An 18,472-nucleotide genomic window follows, 5' to 3' on the forward strand; every position below is an offset into this window, starting at 1 on the left:
TGCCAAGAACAAATAATGATCATGAACTTTTCTTCCGTACCATAAAGCGTAGGCACCGTCGTATAACGGGGTTAAGATCTTGGAATCGTTACATAATGCGGCACGGTGAATATATCGTTTTTGCTGAAGATGCAATTTCAGATCCTTGTATTCTCTCAAGATTAGCTACTGTACCTTTTGATGCCTACATCAATGAAATGAAAAAATGGGAAGAAAGAACAAAAGAGCATATTCAACGATTTCAATTTAAAAGAGATCCAGACCAATACCTTAAATGCGTAGAAGAAAAATGGCTTAATCAACGATTGTGTTAGTTAAGCCGTCTAAGAAAAAAAATGAACATTCCACTGGCATGTTAATGTACCTGTGGAATGTTCATTTTTTTACTCTGGTTTCTGTAGATGCCCTCGGTCTGAAGCTGTATCGTTGTGTGGGCTATTTTAAACTCTTTAAATAGAACCTCTTCAATATGGTTTAACAGCGCTGCCGTGTCTTTTACCTCCATATTTGCAATCTGGATATGGGCGCTGAGAGACAGATGTTCGTTTGAAAGGCTCCAAATATGCAGGTCAAGAACTTTCTTGATATCCTCTTCCTGCAGAAGGCGTTCCTCTACCTCTTGTATCGATACTTCCTGCGGGACAGCTTCCAGCAGAATAAGGCCGGCTTCTCTTGTAATTGTCCATGCATTTTTCAAAATAATAACGGCAAACAGGCTGCTTAACAGCGGGTCAATCCAGGTTAAGCCGGTAAGCCCAATGAGCAACCCTCCGGCAAGAATTCCGAGGTAAGAAAATACATCTCCCAAAAAATGGAGAAGGGAACTTTTTACGTTGATATTGTCCCCCCCGCTCTTTAACACGAGCACAATAATAAATGTGCCAATAAAACCAACGCCGGCGAGCGCCATCATTCCCGCGGAATGAACCGGAGCCGGGTGCAAAAACCGGAGTACCGATTGGTACACAATGAACAGGGAAATGCCAATCAGCGCAAGTCCATTGATAAGCGCAGCCAAACTTCCAAACCGATGGTACCCGAATGTATGTGTATCATCCGCCGGTTTCATCGTTTGCCGTATGGCATACCAGCTAAGGAAAAGAGCAAGCATGTCGCTCATCAGGTGCCAGGCGTCCGACATAATCGCGAGGCTGTTTGTCACAAGCCCGCCAATTAATTGGCTCACAAACATGAACACGGTAATCAACGCAGACAAACGAAGACGTTTTTCATTTCCCTGTGGCGTATAATGCGCATGATCCTTCATTTTTTGAATTCTCCTCTTTTACGTTTTTCCTATCCCGTCACTATCTTAATCGCTTTTTCAAAAGAAAACAAGAGTAAATTTAAGATATGACAAGATATACAGAGATAATGAGTATCAGTTTCTATAAATGGGGTTATTTAACCGAAAATGATAGTTATTATCGCTAAAAATGCGAATCGTTCTCATAAAAAACAAAACCGTCGACTAAACCTCCGTCAACGGCCTTCCATTCTATCTATCCTCACATATTCGAACTGACTTTAAGCCCGGACTGAACCTTGGTAAACCGGTTCGCATAACTTGAGGCAACATACGACTCCGGTTTTATCTTCGCGGTAAATCCGATCGCGTTTATCCGGCTAACCATCTCTTTAATTAAGTCTTTCGTAGCTCCATTTGTCCCAATGTCAAGATGAATCGAAAGACTAAAATCAGCCTCTTTATCGACATAAGGCAGTAATATATCAGTAATCGCATCCAACCTATCCGCTGTGAAATAACAGGCAATTTCCTCGCTTAGCGTTGTTTCCAGCGATATTTTCTCACGAAGGCTTTTCATTTTCCGGGGTACAATGTAATCCCGCAGGCATCCCCACGCCCCCCTTCCCACTCGATGGACAAGAATCGCTGAGGTAAACTTTGTATACTTCTGATACACTTGAGAATCTGTTCCAATCGCCATCGCATAACGGGCGGCCGGTTCCTGCTCCACAAATCGCAAAATCCGCTGAAACACTTCTTCAAATCCGATAAAGCGCTCGCTTGTGTTATAGAAAGCACCTTCCTCCGGACAGGGCCGTTTGCTTCTCATCAACAGACAACCTCCTGATCCAAGTATTAGGTAATAAAAAAGACCATCCCCACTGCGTTTGGGAATCGTCTATTTTGTCAACAAGAGGGGGATCAATCTTTACCCATTAGGCTTTCCCTCTCTACAAGCTCACCGATAATTCGTCTTGTATATATTCTATGTTTTGCAGATTGAAAGAAGTTAAACGTTTTATAAAGATTTTACAAATGTTTTCAGGATAGGCAAAGCCGTTTATTTCGTAAACCGCGGTTCACGTTTCTGGATAAAGGCCGCTACCCCTTCCGGAAAATCCACAGGGTCGACATACTGTGGAAATCCCCGGTGCCCGAAAGCCACTTCCGTAAAGGGGACGCAGCGGGCAACCGATTCTTTGGCCGCCTGAAGTGAATTAGGGGAAGCCTTCTTCATGGTTTCCGCCAGATTCAGTACAAAATCCGTCACGTTTTCTTCAGCCGTTATATAATTGAGCAAACCGAGTTGATACGCTTCTTCTCCTTTAAAAAAACGCCCGGTAAAAATCAAATCCTTTGTCCGGCTGGGTCCAATCAGATTGACCAAACGCTGCGCAAACCGCTGGCTGATCGTAATGCCTAAACGGCCAATCGGAATCCCCATGGTCGCTTCTTTTGTCCCAACCCGCAAATCGCAGGATAGGGCCAGTTCCAGCCCAGCTCCCAAAGCCGGACCGGTGATCACGGCTATTGTGGGAATACGTAAATACTCGAAGGTGGTAATCGCCTCCTCCATATACCCAAAAGCCGCGTCCGCCTCCTGAATCGACATCGTGTGAAAGGCTTTAATATCCGAACCGACTGTAAATTGCTGTCCTTCTCCACGGAGAATGACGACCTTAATTTTTTTATTGTCTTCAATTTTTCGGCCAATATTGGCGAGTGATTGCCACATGACCGGGGTCATTGCATTTTTTACGTTTTCCCTCTTTATCGTAACAATCGAAATTCCTGCTGTTTCCTGCCAGACAATTTTAGCTCCATCGTCGAATACAATATTTTCAATTTTCAAGTAATCACCTTGTTTCTTTGTATCATCAATTTTTATTGATTGGAATCAGACGGCACAATCATAACCGGACACGGCGCTTCATGGAGCACCCCATAGCTCACACTCCCTAGCACACCGCCTATAACCGGAGTCATTCCGCGTGAGCCCATAACAATGCAGCGGACATCCCCATCCCTTGCTTCGCCGCATATTTCATCTTTTTCAATCCCGATACGCACCTTAGAAGTAAAAGGAACCCCGGATTGCTTTAGCGTTTCAATGGCAGATTGAAGAGCTTCCTGGCCCAAATCGGCCTCGTACTCTTCAATTTCTTTATCGGTAACAAATCTCCCTGTGTGAATCATCGTATAATCCGATTGAACGGTCAAAAGTATGATGCTGTCGCGAAACGCCTCTGCCATAGCAATGGCAGTTCGAAGCGCGTGATTTGCGTGTTTCGAACCATCTGTTGGAACTAAAATATTTTTCGCCATTTCTTTTATCCACCTCAACTGTAATAATGTAATATACCCATTACCAAGAAGTATGCACGTATACTCATAATACTCATCCATACTTTATTCTACATTCGGCCTTTTAACCCTTTAACAGGTTTATCATCATTAACAAAAGCCCGTTTCCTCAACAGGAAGCGGGCCTCGCACCATTTGGGCAATGGTGAAAAGAATCAATCATGTCTTTCTTCTTCAAATTCATGCACCCACATCGGCATTTGCGGCATCCACGGCATTCCGGGGTGCATGGACAATATGTATTGTTTGTATGTCTCCACGTCTTGATAACCTTCCCGCTCTGCATCCGCATCGGTAAGTTCGCCAATAAGCTGCCGATATACATTGGTCACTTTGTATCTTTTTCCCCCCAGCTCCATAATTTCACCAGGGTCAGCGTAACGGCCGTTTCGGCGCGTAGCGGTTTTCTTTCCTTCCATCACAAGCTTAACATCCTCAAGCTGCGTAATCATACGGTCAATCGAACACGTTTTCGGCGGTAAATTTTCACTCATAGAACACACTCCTATTTTAAATAACATTTATATCTTAATTATACGTTAAAAACCGTTTAATACCTGTGCTTTATTGCTTCATTGCTTTAGCTGCTTTGAAACGGATGTGAACGTATCACGAACCAGTGCCCCGGGAATCGTCAGTTCCCAATTGGTATGCCCTGAGAAGAAGATCACTTCTGGATGCCTGGAGAAGATGCTTTTTAATTTGGCATGCTGAATAACTGCCCTTTTATTTCCCCAAACAAAAAGAACCTGAAACGGTGTCGGGTAACGGCTGATGCAGAAAAATAAAGGTTGGCCGCTTCCTATCTCCTTCTTTAAGCTTTGTCCGCAGCCAATCTAACTGCTCGTCCGATAAGTACGCATCTTCATAATTATATGGATTGGACTGCCTGTATTGTTCGGACCCTAAAAAAATAAAATGGTAGCCTTTGATCCACTTATCATAGAACAATTGATGATACCCCGCAAAATCAAGGAATCGTCGGATCGAATCCTGCTCCGTTTCCACGTTTGGGAAAGCTTTCTCATTTCTTTTTCCTGTCTCATCGAACCAGGCTTTATGAAATTCATGATTGCCAATTGTATAAAATGTATTCTCAGGTTGCTGTTAGTATGCCACAACGCTACGGGACGCATCGAAATCCGTTGTATTTTTGCGAGTTTTCCCTTGCGGGGAAGCGTTGACTGTCCGTGCTTCTCTTTCGTTTGGGGACAGGGTCTCCCTTTTTGGCAGAACACGGACAGATTAGATTACACTTACCCGTAAGGAAAGATCTCGCAAAAAAGAAAAATGGCCCATTCCATGAACGTTGAGGGTAAATCAAAAAAGATAGCCCGTCATCACTATAGAAGCAAAAGTGATACGGGCTATCTTCGTAATGAATTGTCAAAGTTAATTTGGGCTTGGTTCGCCACATTGGCATATCGTTTTCAGCGGGCAAAAATATGGTGCCCAATTCTCACTGTCTGTGGACGGGACCAAATCCAACCGGATGTGGCTGTAGCCGGATTAAAATAATACAGCGAATGATGGGAAGGGTCCCATCCACGAACAGCTTCTAATGCGGCCTTATAGGCTTCCGCATTAGGTGTAAGCCAGTATTGGCCGTCATCAACCGCGGTAAATGCCCACCGTTGAAAGATTACACCTTTCACAGATTCAGGGAATACGTGGGACTGAACGCGATTCATGACGACAGATGCTACAGCTACTTGTCCTACAAACGGTTCACCACGTGATTCGCTGTAAACAAGCCTGGCGAGAGCATCTAATTCCGATGCATTCACAGAAACTTTCTTTAACTTATCCCGCATTTGCGGACCGGCTATTCCATCGATTCTCAGCCCGTAATTGCGCTGGAAATTACGAACCGCTGCCGCCGTGCGTGTATCATAAACACCTGTTATCTTCCCGGAGAAATACCCGCGGGTACGTAAGCGAAATTGCAGGTCCCAAACATCTCCTGATTTACTTCCGTAGCTGAGAGCAGGCGTGGCAGCTTCCACTTTACCAATGGGAATAAAAGAAAAGGACACTAACAAACCCAATAGAATAGGGACCAAAGTAAATTTTTTCATTTTGCTCAGACCTCCTTCTATCTTTCCTCATTTTATAGAGGACAAAATACGGATTCAATCTGAGATCATAGGAAAGAAAGGAAGTACATGCTATTCGGGTTCACCACCAACCTTTTTCCTTGAAATAAAGGACAATCGAACGACCGACAGTCAGAAGCAGAAGGAGGACATAAGCATAACCAAACCGCCATCTTACTTCGGGCATATCAAAATTCATGCCACCCTGCGTCTTCATTAATAAAAGGAACGTCGGAACGGCCAATTTTCTTTATCACGATTTCTTCCGCCTCAACGATCTGCCTTAAATTATGTAATCTTCCCTTCCATTCAAAATTTTATCCCAAAGGTATCTGCGCTAATGTTTGCGGGCAATGTCGTTATACCTAATAGTCGGTATGCAGTTTCCACGTTTATTGTCAGGTACTATACGAGTACTATACGAGCCTTCGGTTGTAGCATAATATAGTCCTATTGTTTCTTTGCTTAAGCCCAGTACAGTACAGTAGAATAGAAAATAGGTAATATCGTCTGTATCATATCTTGACCTAAACCATTGAAAAAGGCTATCCAGCCTAAAAGTTTAATTCATAATTAATTTGCGGGTGGTACAAATGTTGGCGATACCCCTACTTAGGATCTGCTGAACTGTCCAGTTAATGAGATTGCTTGTTTAACAGACACTAAATAGCTTACCATAAATGAAATTAGATATTTTTCCTACTTTTCACCCATGCTTTTTTGAACAACTTTATTTTACTAGAGAAGGAGTTTATTTAACGTATACAGTTAGTTCAAAATATTGGTTAGTACAGGCACAATTTGCAATTTGCGCGATACAACGCCTTTTAGAAAGGCTTTGTTTTCGACCAACGTAACATTGAAAGCTTTCTCAACAACATCTGCTGCGCGGCCAAGAGCTAATGCAACAGAATCATTATTTAAAATATCTGTCACAACGAAGACAAATAAGTCTAATCCCTTCTCCGAGATAAGATTTGAAAGGGCTTCCTCCAATTCTGATTGGCGTGCAAGAACATCTTTCGTATCCACAGCATTTACTTGCGCAATTTCAACCTTGAAGCTGCCCATTTGGAATGCTTTGCAATCAAGGGAAATCAGTTGGCTAATCGTTTTATTGCTTAAATCGGCACCGGCTTTCAGCATGTTTAAACCGTAGCTTTCGGCATTCACCTCGGCGATTTCAGCCAACTCACGAGCTGCCACCACATCTTCTTCGGTACAAGTCGGCGATTTGAATAGAAGAGAATCAGAAATAATCGCAGATAACATTAAACCGGCAATTTCTTTTCGGATAGTAATCCCGTTTTCCTTATATAATTTTTTTAGAATCGTCGCTGTACATCCGACCGGTTCCGCACGATAATACAAAGGACCACTTGTTTCAAAATTTGCAATACGGTGGTGGTCAATTACTTCTAACACGCGAACTTGATCAATATCGATCGCACTTTGTTGGCGTTCATTGTGGTCGACGAGAATGACGGCATTCACTTCATTTGCTACCGTTTCAACAAGGCGAGGTGCCTCTACCTGGAAATGGTCCAATGCAAATTGCGCTTCCCCATTAATGCTCCCTAAACGGACAGGTTCAACATTGAGTCCCAACCTCGTTTTTAATTCGGCGTACGCAATGGCAGAACAAATCGAATCTGTGTCTGGATTTTTATGCCCGAAAACAAGTATCTTCTCCATCATTTTTCTCCTTATTCATTGTTTTAGCGAAACCATATTCCATAGAAAGTTATTTGCAAATTAGATTATACCGTGAAATTTTCAATATTCCCATTCATTTAATGGGAATATTGTGCACTTTTGCGTAAATTCTAATTATATTTAATACATCAAAGCCCTCTCTGCTACAGACCAACCTGCCGATTGTCCCATGTTCTTGCTAATAACATTTTAGGATTTGGAAGTACTTCAAGAACATAGGGCAGGGAAAATAAAACGACCTCGGACGTCAACCCTCCAAATAAGCCTTTCTTCTTTTCATTAAATTGGAGAATACTTGCAAGGTAATCTGCGCCGAGATTGCCCCAACTACAAATCCTCCTATTACATCTGTAGGATAATGGTGGCCAACAAATATACGTGAAATTCCAATCATGATCGAGATAAATAAACATATTTTTCCTAACATCGAATTAAATCGCCATAAAGCAAATGTAATTGCGAAAGCCCCTGTGGTATGGTCACTCGGAAACGAAGAATCAGGTGCATGGGATAATAAAAGATGAACATGATGTGTTATAAAAGGACGGGAACGATAAAAAATATGCCCGATAATAAAATTTGCCCCCAATCCAATTACTCCAGAAACACCCCCGATTAATCCGGCTATTCTCACTACTTTGGATTTCGAAAAGACAATCATGACAAGTAATATCAGCGCAAATACATAAGGGCCATAAGATGTGAAGCCTTTCATAATCCCATCCGTAATACTATTTTTCCCAGCAAGACCGTTTATTAACATAAATAAATGATAATCCATAATTTCCTCCAACCATCTTTAAACTCAATTCTAATAAAAAGACTAATGAATGACTCAAGAAGTTCATTAACTCATAAAAAGTTTTTATTTTGGTCTCATTTTGAAGTTAGCTTCAAAAGGATAAGACGAATGATGGAGGTCTTTGGAAACAATACTTTCCTTTTCCGTCGGGCTAAGATTAGGAACCTCTCATAGTCCGGTGTAAATTACAATTATCTTTTTTGGTGTGTCAAGTGGATTGTTAACGGCAACCGGTCTTTATATCGGCAAGAAAATTGGCCGATTTTTCGGAAGCTATGCTGAAGTCATTGGGGGTATAATAATTTTATGGGTACGGCAAAGATGGGAATTTTATTCAATTTAATAAGCAAATGGATGATCGAATCGTAAAGAATTTAACTCTTCTTCGATTCGTAAAAACTGATTGTATTTTGAAACCCGCTCGGAACGAGCCACAGCCCCGGTTTTAATTTGGCCAGCGCCCATTCCGGTTGCAAAATTATTTTACCATCCTTTTTGTTTTAGTCTACGTCAAATTTTACTGCTAAGTATTGCCCAGCCGTTCAACTATCCAATTCCACATCGACCGGAATGGTTATCACTAGTCCGTCTTTGATTCTCTTCTTAAGTTCAGGGATTAGCTTTTTAATCACATCGGTTTTTCCTACCGATTCAATTAACACCGGAACCTGTGAGGATAAGGAAAATAATGAGGATTTATGAATGACATGATCTCTGCCGAATCCCTCGATTCCACGGCTTAAAACTGACCATCTTAAGTCGTGTTTTTGCAAAAACTCAAGAAGTTCCTCATACAAGGTTCTTCCCAACCAATTAGACTTTTCCTTCACATAAATTTTCAGCATAAGAAAATCATGATCTTGCATCGAATCCTCCTCCTCAAAAAGGCTATAAGCGGGCATGATTACTATTCGGCCATGAAACCCTTTATTTTTTAACTTTGGTAAAACAGCCTGAATCTTATCCTGATTCTCGAAAGTCTCAATGACAATGGGAAGATTATTAAATGAGATATTTTCTAAAACTAAAGAGCGTAGGCGATTCTCTTCATCAAGTCCTTCATCCGCACGACAAGCGGTGAGGCCGGAAAAGCCCTCACGCCATAACAGTTGGACAATATCCTGGTATAACAACCTCCATTGTGTTTCACCTTCTTGAAATTCACCCAGCACCACTTTCAATAAAGCCGATTTCGTCATTTTTATTCCTCCCTCGCCTCCCTATTTTTTCAATTCATTTCCAAGAAAAAACCCGAGTGCCGCCAATAAAATCCCGGCTATCACACTGACCCCCACATAAAGAAATACAGTTTTCCAATTTTTCTTTTTGCCCAATTGAACATTTTCGTATTGAAAGGTGGAAAAAGTAGTGAACGCCCCTAAAAACCCAGCTCCTAACATTGCTGTTACATGGTGATTAAGTTTAGTGCCGTAAAGAAACCCCAGCAAAAATGAACCGATAAGATTAACCGTTAAAGTTCCAAAAGGAAAGGGCGATGATGTTCTCTTCCCCACACTTTCAACAACAACAAAACGACTGATGGCGCCGATAAAACCACCGAGGCCAATTAAAAATATATCCATTTTCTACTCACTTTCCTGTCGTATTTCCGCTTTTTCATACTCGCCTAATGAAATTCCCAAAAATGTAAATAAATAACCTCCGAGCAGACTTGCCGCTATGTAGACACACGCAGTTAAATAATGGCCGGCAATAAAGAGTGTGTTGGTCTCCTGGCTAAATGTAGAAAAGGTAGTGAAGGAACCAACAAACCCTGTGCCAAACGAGGTTCGAAAATGCGGATGGACCGTAATTCGTGTAGTGGTGAGTGTATAGAAAAAAGAAAGAACAAAACAGCCTATCAGGTTAATAACCAACGTAGGAAAGGGAAAAGAATAGTTTTCGTGCCCCCCAACCCAGGCTCCCAGCAAAAATCGGCAAATAGCGCCAATCACTCCGCCAATCCCAACAAAATAATAAATCATGTGCAATCACCCTTCTTATTGTCGACAACATGTTTGTAAATGTTACCCAAAAATAAACAAACTCCTACCAGAAAAATGATCTGGTAGGAGTCATTAGCTAAAATTAGCGGTTATGGCGAACTCCATCACCTATAGGTTTATGCTAATAATACCCAAGTACAAAAGAAAAATCAATTACAGATTATATTTTTACGACTTTCAAATTAAAATAAGTTCAACCCCGATGTCTGCTCTTGACAAAAATTAAATCATCTCATACTCTTGGTTACATTCAAAGTAAGGGAAATAATTTATAGCAGTTAATTTAAGATATGAGGTAAACCATGAAAACTGACACAGAAAACGGACAAAAGGGGATTTTAGGCATCCATCCAGTCGTTTTTGTCACCGGCTTAGTAAGTTTATTTACCGATCTATCCAGCGAGATGATTGTTCCCATTCTCCCACTATTTCTTACTTCCATACTCCACGTTCAAGTCTCAGAGGTTGGTATCATTGAAGGAATTGCAGAAAGTACTGCGAGTGTACTCAAACTGTTTTCCGGCTGGATTTCTGACCGGCTTGGGAGAAGAAAGCCCCTCATGATAGTAGGCTATGGTTTCTCCAACCTCGTAAAACCGCTTTTCGCATTAAGCACGTCCTGGGGACAAGTTCTTGCGGTTCGATTTGCTGACAGGTTTGGGAAAGGAGTACGCGGTGCTCCGCGGGATGCGCTTATCGCAGACTCAGTGACCAAGGAAGAACGCGGTAAAGCCTTTGGTTTTCACCGGGCCCTTGATACACTTGGAGCAGCCGTTGGGCCTTTTACGGCATTTTGGATATTAACATGGTTTCACAATAATTATCGTATCGTTTTCTGGATATCGGCGATTCCAGGGATTTTGGCCATTATTCTACTCGTTTTTTTCTTAAAAGAAAAACAGAAACAGGTACAGCGGAAAAGCAACTCCAGGCTGCCGAAGATTGGCTTTAAGGGGTTAGGCAGGCGTTTTATATGGTTTACTCTGGTGTCCACACTCTTTGCGTTAGGAAACTCTTCTGACGCTTTTCTCATTCTGCAATCACAAAATGCCGGAATGGCGCCAAGCTTAATTCCACTTGCATACTTTGCCTTTAATCTAACCTACAGCCTCTTTGCTATGCCTGCGGGAATATTGTCTGATCGTATTGGCAGGCGTTCTGTTTTGGTAGCCGGGTATTTAATTTTTGCCCTCATTTACTTTGGATTCGGCATTGCGAATAATGCTACTTGGATTTGGGTTTTATTTATTATATACGGACTTTATTATGCTACAACAGAAGGAATTCAAAAAGCTTATATCGCCGATTTAGTACCAGAAGGACAAAGAGGAACGGCAATGGGTACTTTCAATGCCTTAACAGGGATAGCAGCATTACCGGCAAGCATTGCCGCCGGTTTTTTGTGGCAATCTTATGGCCCCTTGGCTACTTTTGGTGTGAGCAGTTTGTTTGCGATTGCAGCTGCTATTTTGATGGTAGTTTTCCGAATTTAGACGGATGGTTATTTGTGATGATTGCATGGGGCTGTCGAAAAAGTCATGAGAATAACTAAGGAGTCGCTTTTTTTTTCCCAAAGGACAGTATGCCAAGGCATTGACGAAAAATATTCCACAAGGCTATGTCAAACTGCAACACTACTTTCTCGACGGGACAAAAATCGAAGCCGATGCCAATCGGTATACCTTTGTTTGGAAGAAAGCGGTGAAGCAAATTCGCAAGGACTTCCTTTCTGCACAAAGGCGGCAGTAGACCAAAGCCGAAGAGCAGTCGGGCAGAAATAACTCTGTGCCCGACTGTTTTTTTTTTTGCGAAGTGAGCAAAAATTAACGAATGAGAGGCTACCCCCCAGTAGAAAAACTACTTTTGGGACAGCCCCACTGAGAAAAACTCGCGGGCGTTGCCGCTCGTCCTTTTTCTGCAGGGAAGCGAAACGGCCGCTTAGTGACCGGAAGGTCGGACCGACAAAACATCCGGGTACCTCAATGATGGAGACAATTGTCGGTCTGATCGACCTTCCGGCCACACGCTCCACATCGAAAAAGCAACGTTCGGCACACTCCCGCGAGTTTTTCTCAGGTGACCCATGGAGGAAAGTATATGTTGCTTTAACACTGTAAAGCAACATATACTTTCCTTAACGTTAAAAAAGGTGGGGTTAATTTCTCCCCACCTCTCTCCGATTATTAACGGTATGCAATATGATGATTTAACTTTTTCTGAAGTTCCTGTTTCGTCACGCTACTCGGTTCACGAAGAGAAGGATCCTTATCAATCGCCTCTTTTACCATATTAAGATAATCTACGTAAAAAAATCCGCGTGGATCTTTGAGCAGCACTTCCTGTAGAATTTTCACTTCCGCTTTCATCGCCATCTTTTGATGGTCCCTAGTCCGGGTTGACATATTCTCCTCCACCTTTGCAGCCTCCTTTATTTGTCGATAGTCTGAATGCTAGTATAGTACCCTTTCCCGTGTTGAAATGCAAACCTGGATTTCACACATCCGGCTTTTTTCAAGGGCTTACTAATAATAAATTAAGCAGAAAAAAGACACTGAATCAAGTCATGGCTCAAACGCGTCTACCATACCTGCCCATTTTTCCCGGGTGCCAAATATACCAGTCACGCTTCAGATTATCTGTAGAAGAACCTTCCTATGCGGATTCGCATCCGGTTTTTGGTCTATGTTTTTATTTCGTTTTCTCGCAGGAATGAGTGCTGCCTTCACTGCCCCACAGGTATGGGCCGCGATTGCTACCTTAGTTCCTCCCGATAAGATGGTAAAAGCAATGGGAGTGGCAACGGCAGGTCTTGCTGCTTCGCAGGCACTCGGCGTTCCTATTGGCAGCTACCTGGCCGCAGCCCATTGGCCCACTCCTTTTTTTGTTATTGGATGCGGGGCAATTATTCTCGTTATTTTGATCTTAGTTCTTATACCTCACTCACCTCCCGCACTTCAAAACCGTAAACCTGCTATTTTTAAACGTTACCGCACACTGGTGGCCGATGGAAGAGCAAAAAAAGCCTTCCTTGCGTATTTTGTGTTCCAGACAGGAAATTTTGCCGCCTTCTCGTTTATTGGCCCATGGCTATCCGACAAATATGAATTAAGCAGTGCAGGAATAGGAACGGTAATGATTTTTCCAGGACTCGGAAACACAGTGGGAAGCTTCTACGGTGGAACTTTCACGCAGAAAATTGGGCACTGGCGGGCGTTGACTGTCGGAATTCTACTCTCGCAATTATATACATACTTGTTCCCTTGACGATCTTGCAATCACTTTCCGTCCAATCACGAGGGACGATCGCCAGCCTTGCCAGCGCCGCCATGTACGGAGCCACAACGTTAGGGGCTTATATTGCCGGAATACTTTATACCAACATAGCCGGTTTCCTGTCCATCAGTATTTTTACAGCCTGTTGTTATGTACTGTCCCTGCTGCTGTTTATGAGTGGAAGTTTAATTGGCAGAGAAATTTCCGGGCAATTAAGCTCATAATCCTCACCATATTTTTCATACAAAAGGAAGCATTACATTTTTAGTATTATAAACCGTTTTTTAGTATATGTCTTGAAATAAATCTATGTCTTTTTGAATTTAAAGATCAATGGAACTATGATAACATTATGTGGTAAAATAGTAAAAAAAAGGTGGTTACATGATTTGGAGGAAGATAAAAACTCAAAGTTCACTAAACCGGGGCATTCATTTAAAAGTTTAAGTACCTTAGCTAAGTTGACTGTTATATGTGGAACAGGACTGGTTATATTGTTTGCCATTAGTTTAGTAAGTTCCCTTTGGTTTTTTTTAATTAGTGGTGCATTCAGTATATTAGATATCCGTATTAGAACTTGGGATTCATTCACGTGGTTTGTTTGTATATTTTTAGTTATCATTTGTTTTATCAGTTTTATTACATTAATTTTGAGGTTAATGAATAAATTTTGGTTTCCCAATATTTCTCAATTTTCATATAATTTTTTTATTTACTTGTTACAGTTTAGTGTATGTTTTGGGTTTATTAAATTAACAATTGAAAATTTGAAAGGTATTGAATTCGAAACCTATCCATACTAATTCTAAGCGCTATTGTACCTATTTTAGATGTATTGGGTAATTTAATTACACATAAGAAAGAAAAAAAGTAAGATTACTACCGCTAATCAAAACTCAAACTTTATACGTTACCCTTGCTATATGCTAAAACAACCAACCAAAATTTAGGTTGGTTGTTTTAGCATATAATTAAAGTAGAGATACTAAGAATTTTGCAATTTCTTTTGCTACATCCGGTGGAGCACCAAGTTTTTGTATTCCAGAAGCCAGAGCATTTTCAGTCCAAGTAACGGTTGTATCAAGAAAGTCTGCTAGTTTAATAGAGTTATATCTGATCCAAATACCCGTCCTTGGACTAAACCAGCTAACTACTTCACCAAGAGCTGCACCCCCAGCTCTTAAAGCTACTTTTAAAGCCTTTATGGAGGAAAGTATATGTTGCTTTAACACTGTAAAGCAACATATACTTTCCTTAACGATAAAGAAAACCCCCGCGAAGCGGGGGTTATTCAACAACTGTATAGGAACCGTTGATCTGTTTGTTTACATATGTTTTCCCTGGTCTCACAAAAACCATGCAAAGCATTCCGATTGCGGCCGCAATAGCAGCCGCAATAAACATTGCTTTATACCCGCTGCCTGCGACAAGAACACCTGTTAAGGTCGGTGCAACAATCGTCGCAATATTGGTAAAGAAGTGAGTCACTCCACCGAATGTTCCCGCTTTAGATGGCTCTGTATCAATAATAACGGTCCAATATACGGAGTTCGGCAGGAAGTTAAACGCATTTCCGATAGCCATTAACGTGAGAACCGCTCCAACACTATGAACGGTCGGGATAAACAGGAAGCAAACAGCGGTTAACAGGAGAGAAACAACCGCAAGCCCTGAACGCGCAATCCGGAGGCTTCCCGTTTTGCGCCGCAGCGCGTCCGAGACTTTTCCGCCGATAAGTACTGTAAATACTGCACCGATCCATGGGATCATACCTAAATACCAGAGAGAAGCCAGTTTAAAATGAAACACGTCCTGCAAATATTTCGGCGTCCATGTAAGAATCAGGAAGTTTACATATTGAAAAGAAAAGTAACCGATTGCATTAAATATCAGCGTCGGATTTTTAAAGAAATCATACCAGGGAACATGAGCTTCTTCCGATTCTTTAAGCGTTGTTTCCGACTGCAGCAAATCTTTGGACGAGCGAATTTCTGCAAGCTCTTCCCTGGATACACTCGGATGTTCTTCCGGCAAATTTGTAAACAATTTGCCCCAAACCAATACCCAGATAAGTCCGATGACCCCGAGAATCACGAACATAATTTTCCACGTTGTAATAGAAAGAAGGGCAACCGCAACAGGAGCCGTTAATAACGCGCCAAGAGGGGTGCCGAGCAAACCGACAGAAGCGGCAAATCCTTTTTCCTTTGGGGCCGCCCAGTTAGCCATCGTACGGTTAATAGTAGAAAATATAGGTCCTTCCGACAAACCAAATAAGATACGAAATAGTGCAAAACCAGCTAAAGCGGAACCACCGAATAAGGCAAGCCCTATATTCCCGGCAAAAGCGGTTCCAATCTCAAAAATCGACCAGGCCGTTCCTGCCAATAACCAGACAAATTTAGGTCCCTTTCGATCAGAAAGCGCTCCCCCAAATAAAGCACCGAACATATATCCATACCCAAAGTATCCTAAAACCTCTCCCCATGACTTTGGATTAAGATGAAACAACTTAATAATAGATTCCTGGGCATAGGAGATAGCTCCACGGTCAATATAGTTAATAACGGTCATAAAAACAATCATGCCCATAATTAAATGGCGAAAATTACGTTTCATTAATTTGCCCCCTCACTCTTTCTATCTACCTTCTACTTACCACTCCCACAAACTACCCCAATCTTTTAATCTTTAACTCATAAAACAAATCGCATAACGAATCAAGATTTACACAGATGTATTTTCTCTTATCCCACCCTTCAATTGGTAAAATTTTCGGTCAATTACAAGAAAAATGACATGTCATTTCTTGTATAGTATAACCTTTTTAGTTTTACAAATCAATTATTAGTGTTTTATATGTATAATCCATAATTTAATCATCCTAATACACTGTCATATAGACCAATTAGAATTTTCTATTTGCACAGTGTAAAAAAGTTATTTATACGGTAATGGCTATTTTCTCATGCGTATACCTGTGCTATACTTTAGATAAGGATTTTTCGAAATGTAACCATCTCCTATTTCCCTGCATAGTAATGTAGAGAAATATTTTTTTAGCAAAATGTTTCCCTTGGGAAACATTGATAGCTGAAACTAATTTCTTTGGTTTAATAGAAAACTTGTCCAGTGCCAAGCTAGAGCGCTAACGAAAGCCGTAGTTACACTTATGTCTTAAGGAGGGGATAGCTATGTTAGAACTGACCGGGAAAAAAGAACATCTTTCTCTTCCGGAACAGAACGCCTGGAGAAAAGAAAACTCCGCGCCAAGCCTGCAAGATGTGCATAAAAGCGTACCCGTCCCAAACAAAGTGGGCTTTTTTCGCAAACTGTTAGCTTTTGCGGGACCGGGATATTTGGTTGCCGTTGGCTATATGGACCCGGGAAACTGGGCGACCTCGCTCGCTGGCGGCTCGATGTATAATTACACTCTGCTGTCTGTTATCCTGCTATCAAACATAATGGCCATTGTTTTACAAGCGCTGGCTGCCAAACTTGGCATTGTGACAGGACGGGATTTGGCGCAGGCATGCCGCGATCATTTCAGCAAACCAGTCTCCTTCTTTTTATGGATCATTTGTGAACTGGCCATTGCTGCCTGTGATCTGGCGGAAGTTGTCGGCTCCGCAATAGCACTGAATTTATTGTTTGGCCTTCCGCTTATTTATGGAGTTTGCCTCACGGCATTTGATATTTTGCTTATTCTACTGCTACAGAACAAAGGATTTCGCTATATGGAAGCGATTGTCATCGCTCTTATTTCCACGATTGCGGGCTGTTTTGCCGTCGAGTTATTTTTGTCCAAACCGGAGATGAGCAGCATAATACAGGGCTTCATTCCCAGCTCCAGCCTCATTTCAAACCCGAGTATGCTGTACATTGCACTCGGGATTCTGGGAGCCACTGTTATGCCGCATAACCTCTATCTCCACTCATCGATCGTGCAGACCCGAAAATACGAAGATACACCGGCGGGAAAACGCACAGCGATTAAGTTTTCCACTCTCGATTCCACCGTTGCCCTTACGCTTGCACTTTTCGTTAACGCGGGGATTCTTATTTTGGCTGCCTCTACCTTTTACAAGACCGGCCATACGAGTGTAGCTTCCATTCAAGACGCCTACCTGCTGCTCAATCCCCTGATTGGCAGTGGAATAGCTAGTGTTCTGTTTGCCGTCGCCCTGCTGGCATCCGGGCAGAACTCCACGTTAACCGGAACACTTGCCGGGCAGATTGTAATGGAAGGATTTCTTAACATTCGCTTACAACCGTGGTTGAGACGTTTGATTACCCGGCTGATTGCCATTGTTCCAGCCGTTATTGTCACTCTCCTCTACGGGGAAAAAGGGACGGGAGATTTGTTGATATTAAGCCAGGTGATTTTATCACTTCAACTTTCCTTTGCGGTCATCCCTCTCGTCATGTTTACAGGAGACAAAAAGAAAATGGGTGAATTCGTAAACCCCCTGTGGCTGAAATCGATCTCCTGGTTTATTGCCATTCTAATCGCGTGCCTCAACGTATTTTTACTGTGGGGCACATTCTTCCTGTAATCTATAAAACGCAAACAAGCAACCGGTTAAGAGAGGCAGACCGGCTGCTTGTTTATTTTCATTCCTTGTGAACGTTTAATTGGCTATTTTAGATAGTTACACTGTTCTTGAATTTAAATCATGTTCAATTGGACACTTACCGGTTCATGAGCTATACTGAAAATACAATTTCATTGTAGTATCCTTCGGGGCGGGGTGAAATTCCCCACCGGCGGTGATAGAGGAGCGGCCATGCTGCCTCTTTAGTCCGTGAGCTGCGGTTTATAACCAATGCTGACCCGGTGCAATTCCGGGACCGACAGTATAGTCTGGATGGGAGAAGGATTATTGCTGCAGGCGGGAAAGAGCCGTTTGTTTGTGTTGCCAGCGTTATTTGCACTGCCATTTTACGGCAATTCAGATAATCCGGT

At 42.1% G+C, this 18,472-nt stretch carries 25 protein-coding genes and 2 riboswitches; of the genes, 8 read left to right on the forward strand and 17 right to left on the reverse strand.

The window, feature by feature from the left end; genetic code table 11:
• The coding region (locus H525_RS0108425; protein ID WP_211236966.1) for a hypothetical protein at positions 1-314 on the forward strand (314 nt) is incomplete at its 5' end.
• Between the two features lie 41 nt (positions 315-355).
• On the opposite strand, the gene H525_RS23330 is transcribed toward H525_RS0108425, so the two are convergent.
• The 10 genes from H525_RS23330 to H525_RS23345 all read right to left on the reverse strand — a co-directional run bounded on the left by H525_RS23330 (position 356) and on the right by H525_RS23345 (position 8,206).
• Positions 356-1,267 (reverse strand): cation diffusion facilitator family transporter, encoded by a 912-nt coding sequence (locus H525_RS23330; RefSeq protein ID WP_051330902.1) that lies wholly within the window; start codon positions 1,265-1,267, stop codon positions 356-358.
• A gap of 241 nt (positions 1,268-1,508) precedes the next feature.
• On the reverse strand, positions 1,509-2,078 hold the full coding sequence (locus H525_RS23335) for a ribonuclease H-like YkuK family protein (RefSeq protein ID WP_051330903.1): 570 nt from the start codon (positions 2,076-2,078) through the stop codon (positions 1,509-1,511).
• A gap of 231 nt (positions 2,079-2,309) precedes the next feature.
• Entirely contained in the window at positions 2,310-3,101 is a 792-nt protein-coding gene (locus H525_RS0108440) for an enoyl-CoA hydratase/isomerase family protein (protein WP_027415851.1), read from the reverse strand.
• A gap of 32 nt (positions 3,102-3,133) precedes the next feature.
• Positions 3,134-3,574, reverse strand: coding sequence for a universal stress protein (locus H525_RS0108445; RefSeq protein ID WP_027415852.1), 441 nt, complete (start codon positions 3,572-3,574; stop codon positions 3,134-3,136).
• Between the two features lie 194 nt (positions 3,575-3,768).
• Positions 3,769-4,107, reverse strand: a complete 339-nt coding sequence (locus tag H525_RS0108450; protein ID WP_027415853.1) for an ASCH domain-containing protein — start codon at positions 4,105-4,107, stop codon at positions 3,769-3,771.
• Positions 4,108-4,339: 232 nt separating this feature from the next.
• Complete coding sequence (locus H525_RS25475) at positions 4,340-4,621, reverse strand: hypothetical protein (protein ID WP_027415854.1); 282 nt, start codon at positions 4,619-4,621, stop codon at positions 4,340-4,342.
• 422 nt (positions 4,622-5,043) lie between these two features.
• Entirely contained in the window at positions 5,044-5,691 is a 648-nt protein-coding gene (gene sleB / locus H525_RS0108460) for a spore cortex-lytic enzyme (protein WP_027415855.1), read from the reverse strand.
• A gap of 100 nt (positions 5,692-5,791) precedes the next feature.
• Positions 5,792-5,926, reverse strand: a complete 135-nt coding sequence (locus H525_RS29420) for a CorA family divalent cation transporter (protein WP_155837200.1) — start codon at positions 5,924-5,926, stop codon at positions 5,792-5,794.
• 551 nt (positions 5,927-6,477) lie between these two features.
• Positions 6,478-7,404: a manganese-dependent inorganic pyrophosphatase gene (locus H525_RS0108465; RefSeq protein ID WP_027415856.1), complete on the reverse strand. Its 927-nt coding sequence runs from the start codon at positions 7,402-7,404 to the stop codon at positions 6,478-6,480.
• Positions 7,405-7,672: 268 nt separating this feature from the next.
• A complete protein-coding gene (locus H525_RS23345; protein WP_051330904.1) occupies positions 7,673-8,206 on the reverse strand; it encodes an undecaprenyl-diphosphatase in 534 nt (177 codons plus the stop codon).
• A gap of 214 nt (positions 8,207-8,420) precedes the next feature.
• Here H525_RS23345 and H525_RS29425 point away from each other — a divergent pair, with 214 nt between their 5' ends.
• Positions 8,421-8,570 carry a manganese efflux pump gene (locus H525_RS29425; RefSeq protein ID WP_425387668.1) on the forward strand — a complete coding sequence of 50 codons (150 nt, stop codon included), beginning with the start codon at positions 8,421-8,423 and terminating at the stop codon, positions 8,568-8,570.
• On the opposite strand, the gene H525_RS26145 is transcribed toward H525_RS29425, so the two are convergent.
• The 4 genes from H525_RS26145 to crcB (H525_RS0108495) form a co-directional block, all read right to left on the reverse strand.
• Entirely contained in the window at positions 8,567-8,692 is a 126-nt protein-coding gene (locus H525_RS26145; protein ID WP_425387667.1) for a hypothetical protein, read from the reverse strand. The genes H525_RS29425 and H525_RS26145 overlap by 4 nt on opposite strands.
• 77 nt (positions 8,693-8,769) lie before the next feature.
• Positions 8,770-9,426 (reverse strand): DUF190 domain-containing protein, encoded by a 657-nt coding sequence (locus tag H525_RS0108485; protein ID WP_027415857.1) that lies wholly within the window; start codon positions 9,424-9,426, stop codon positions 8,770-8,772.
• A 21-nt stretch (positions 9,427-9,447) separates the two neighbouring features.
• Positions 9,448-9,810 carry a fluoride efflux transporter CrcB gene (gene crcB / locus H525_RS0108490; protein ID WP_027415858.1) on the reverse strand — a complete coding sequence of 121 codons (363 nt, stop codon included), beginning with the start codon at positions 9,808-9,810 and terminating at the stop codon, positions 9,448-9,450.
• 3 nt (positions 9,811-9,813) lie between these two features.
• Complete coding sequence (crcB, locus tag H525_RS0108495) at positions 9,814-10,212, reverse strand: fluoride efflux transporter CrcB (RefSeq protein ID WP_027415859.1); 399 nt, start codon at positions 10,210-10,212, stop codon at positions 9,814-9,816.
• Between the two features lie 77 nt (positions 10,213-10,289).
• Positions 10,290-10,351: riboswitch (Fluoride riboswitch) on the reverse strand.
• Positions 10,352-10,535: 184 nt separating this feature from the next.
• Here crcB (H525_RS0108495) and H525_RS0108500 point away from each other — a divergent pair.
• The 3 genes from H525_RS0108500 to H525_RS27160 all read left to right on the forward strand — a co-directional run bounded on the left by H525_RS0108500 (position 10,536) and on the right by H525_RS27160 (position 12,350).
• Complete coding sequence (locus H525_RS0108500; RefSeq protein ID WP_051330905.1) at positions 10,536-11,726, forward strand: MFS transporter; 1,191 nt, start codon at positions 10,536-10,538, stop codon at positions 11,724-11,726.
• A gap of 100 nt (positions 11,727-11,826) precedes the next feature.
• Entirely contained in the window at positions 11,827-11,982 is a 156-nt protein-coding gene (locus H525_RS29430; RefSeq protein WP_155837193.1) for a hypothetical protein, read from the forward strand.
• 56 nt (positions 11,983-12,038) lie between these two features.
• Positions 12,039-12,350: a hypothetical protein gene (locus tag H525_RS27160; protein ID WP_155837194.1), complete on the forward strand. Its 312-nt coding sequence runs from the start codon at positions 12,039-12,041 to the stop codon at positions 12,348-12,350.
• A gap of 66 nt (positions 12,351-12,416) precedes the next feature.
• Here H525_RS27160 and H525_RS0108510 read toward each other — a convergent pair whose 3' ends face one another.
• Positions 12,417-12,647 carry a hypothetical protein gene (locus tag H525_RS0108510; protein WP_027415861.1) on the reverse strand — a complete coding sequence of 77 codons (231 nt, stop codon included), beginning with the start codon at positions 12,645-12,647 and terminating at the stop codon, positions 12,417-12,419.
• Between the two features lie 190 nt (positions 12,648-12,837).
• On the opposite strand from H525_RS0108510, the gene H525_RS23350 reads away from it, so the two are divergent.
• Together H525_RS23350 and H525_RS27165 are read left to right on the forward strand one after the other, a co-directional pair.
• Positions 12,838-13,497: an MFS transporter gene (locus H525_RS23350; RefSeq protein ID WP_281172590.1), complete on the forward strand. Its 660-nt coding sequence runs from the start codon at positions 12,838-12,840 to the stop codon at positions 13,495-13,497.
• The gene (locus H525_RS27165; RefSeq protein WP_155837195.1) at positions 13,494-13,730 is read left to right on the forward strand and encodes a hypothetical protein; all 237 of its coding nucleotides are present in this window, start codon (positions 13,494-13,496) and stop codon (positions 13,728-13,730) included. Before H525_RS23350 ends, H525_RS27165 begins: the two co-directional genes overlap by 4 nt.
• Before the next feature lie 747 nt (positions 13,731-14,477).
• On the opposite strand, the gene H525_RS0108525 is transcribed toward H525_RS27165, so the two are convergent.
• On the reverse strand, positions 14,478-14,738 hold the full coding sequence (locus H525_RS0108525; protein ID WP_027415863.1) for a hypothetical protein: 261 nt from the start codon (positions 14,736-14,738) through the stop codon (positions 14,478-14,480).
• A 55-nt stretch (positions 14,739-14,793) separates the two neighbouring features.
• Positions 14,794-16,125, reverse strand: coding sequence for an MFS transporter (locus H525_RS0108530; protein WP_027415864.1), 1,332 nt, complete (start codon positions 16,123-16,125; stop codon positions 14,794-14,796).
• 575 nt (positions 16,126-16,700) lie between these two features.
• Here H525_RS0108530 and H525_RS0108535 point away from each other — a divergent pair.
• A complete protein-coding gene (locus H525_RS0108535; RefSeq protein WP_027415865.1) occupies positions 16,701-18,062 on the forward strand; it encodes an Nramp family divalent metal transporter in 1,362 nt (453 codons plus the stop codon).
• Between the two features lie 177 nt (positions 18,063-18,239).
• Positions 18,240-18,390: riboswitch (FMN riboswitch) on the forward strand.
• Positions 18,391-18,472 lie beyond the last annotated feature (82 nt).

Source organism: Aneurinibacillus terranovensis DSM 18919, from assembly GCF_000430625.1.
In the GTDB taxonomy this organism is placed as follows: domain Bacteria; phylum Bacillota; class Bacilli; order Aneurinibacillales; family Aneurinibacillaceae; genus Aneurinibacillus_B; species Aneurinibacillus_B terranovensis.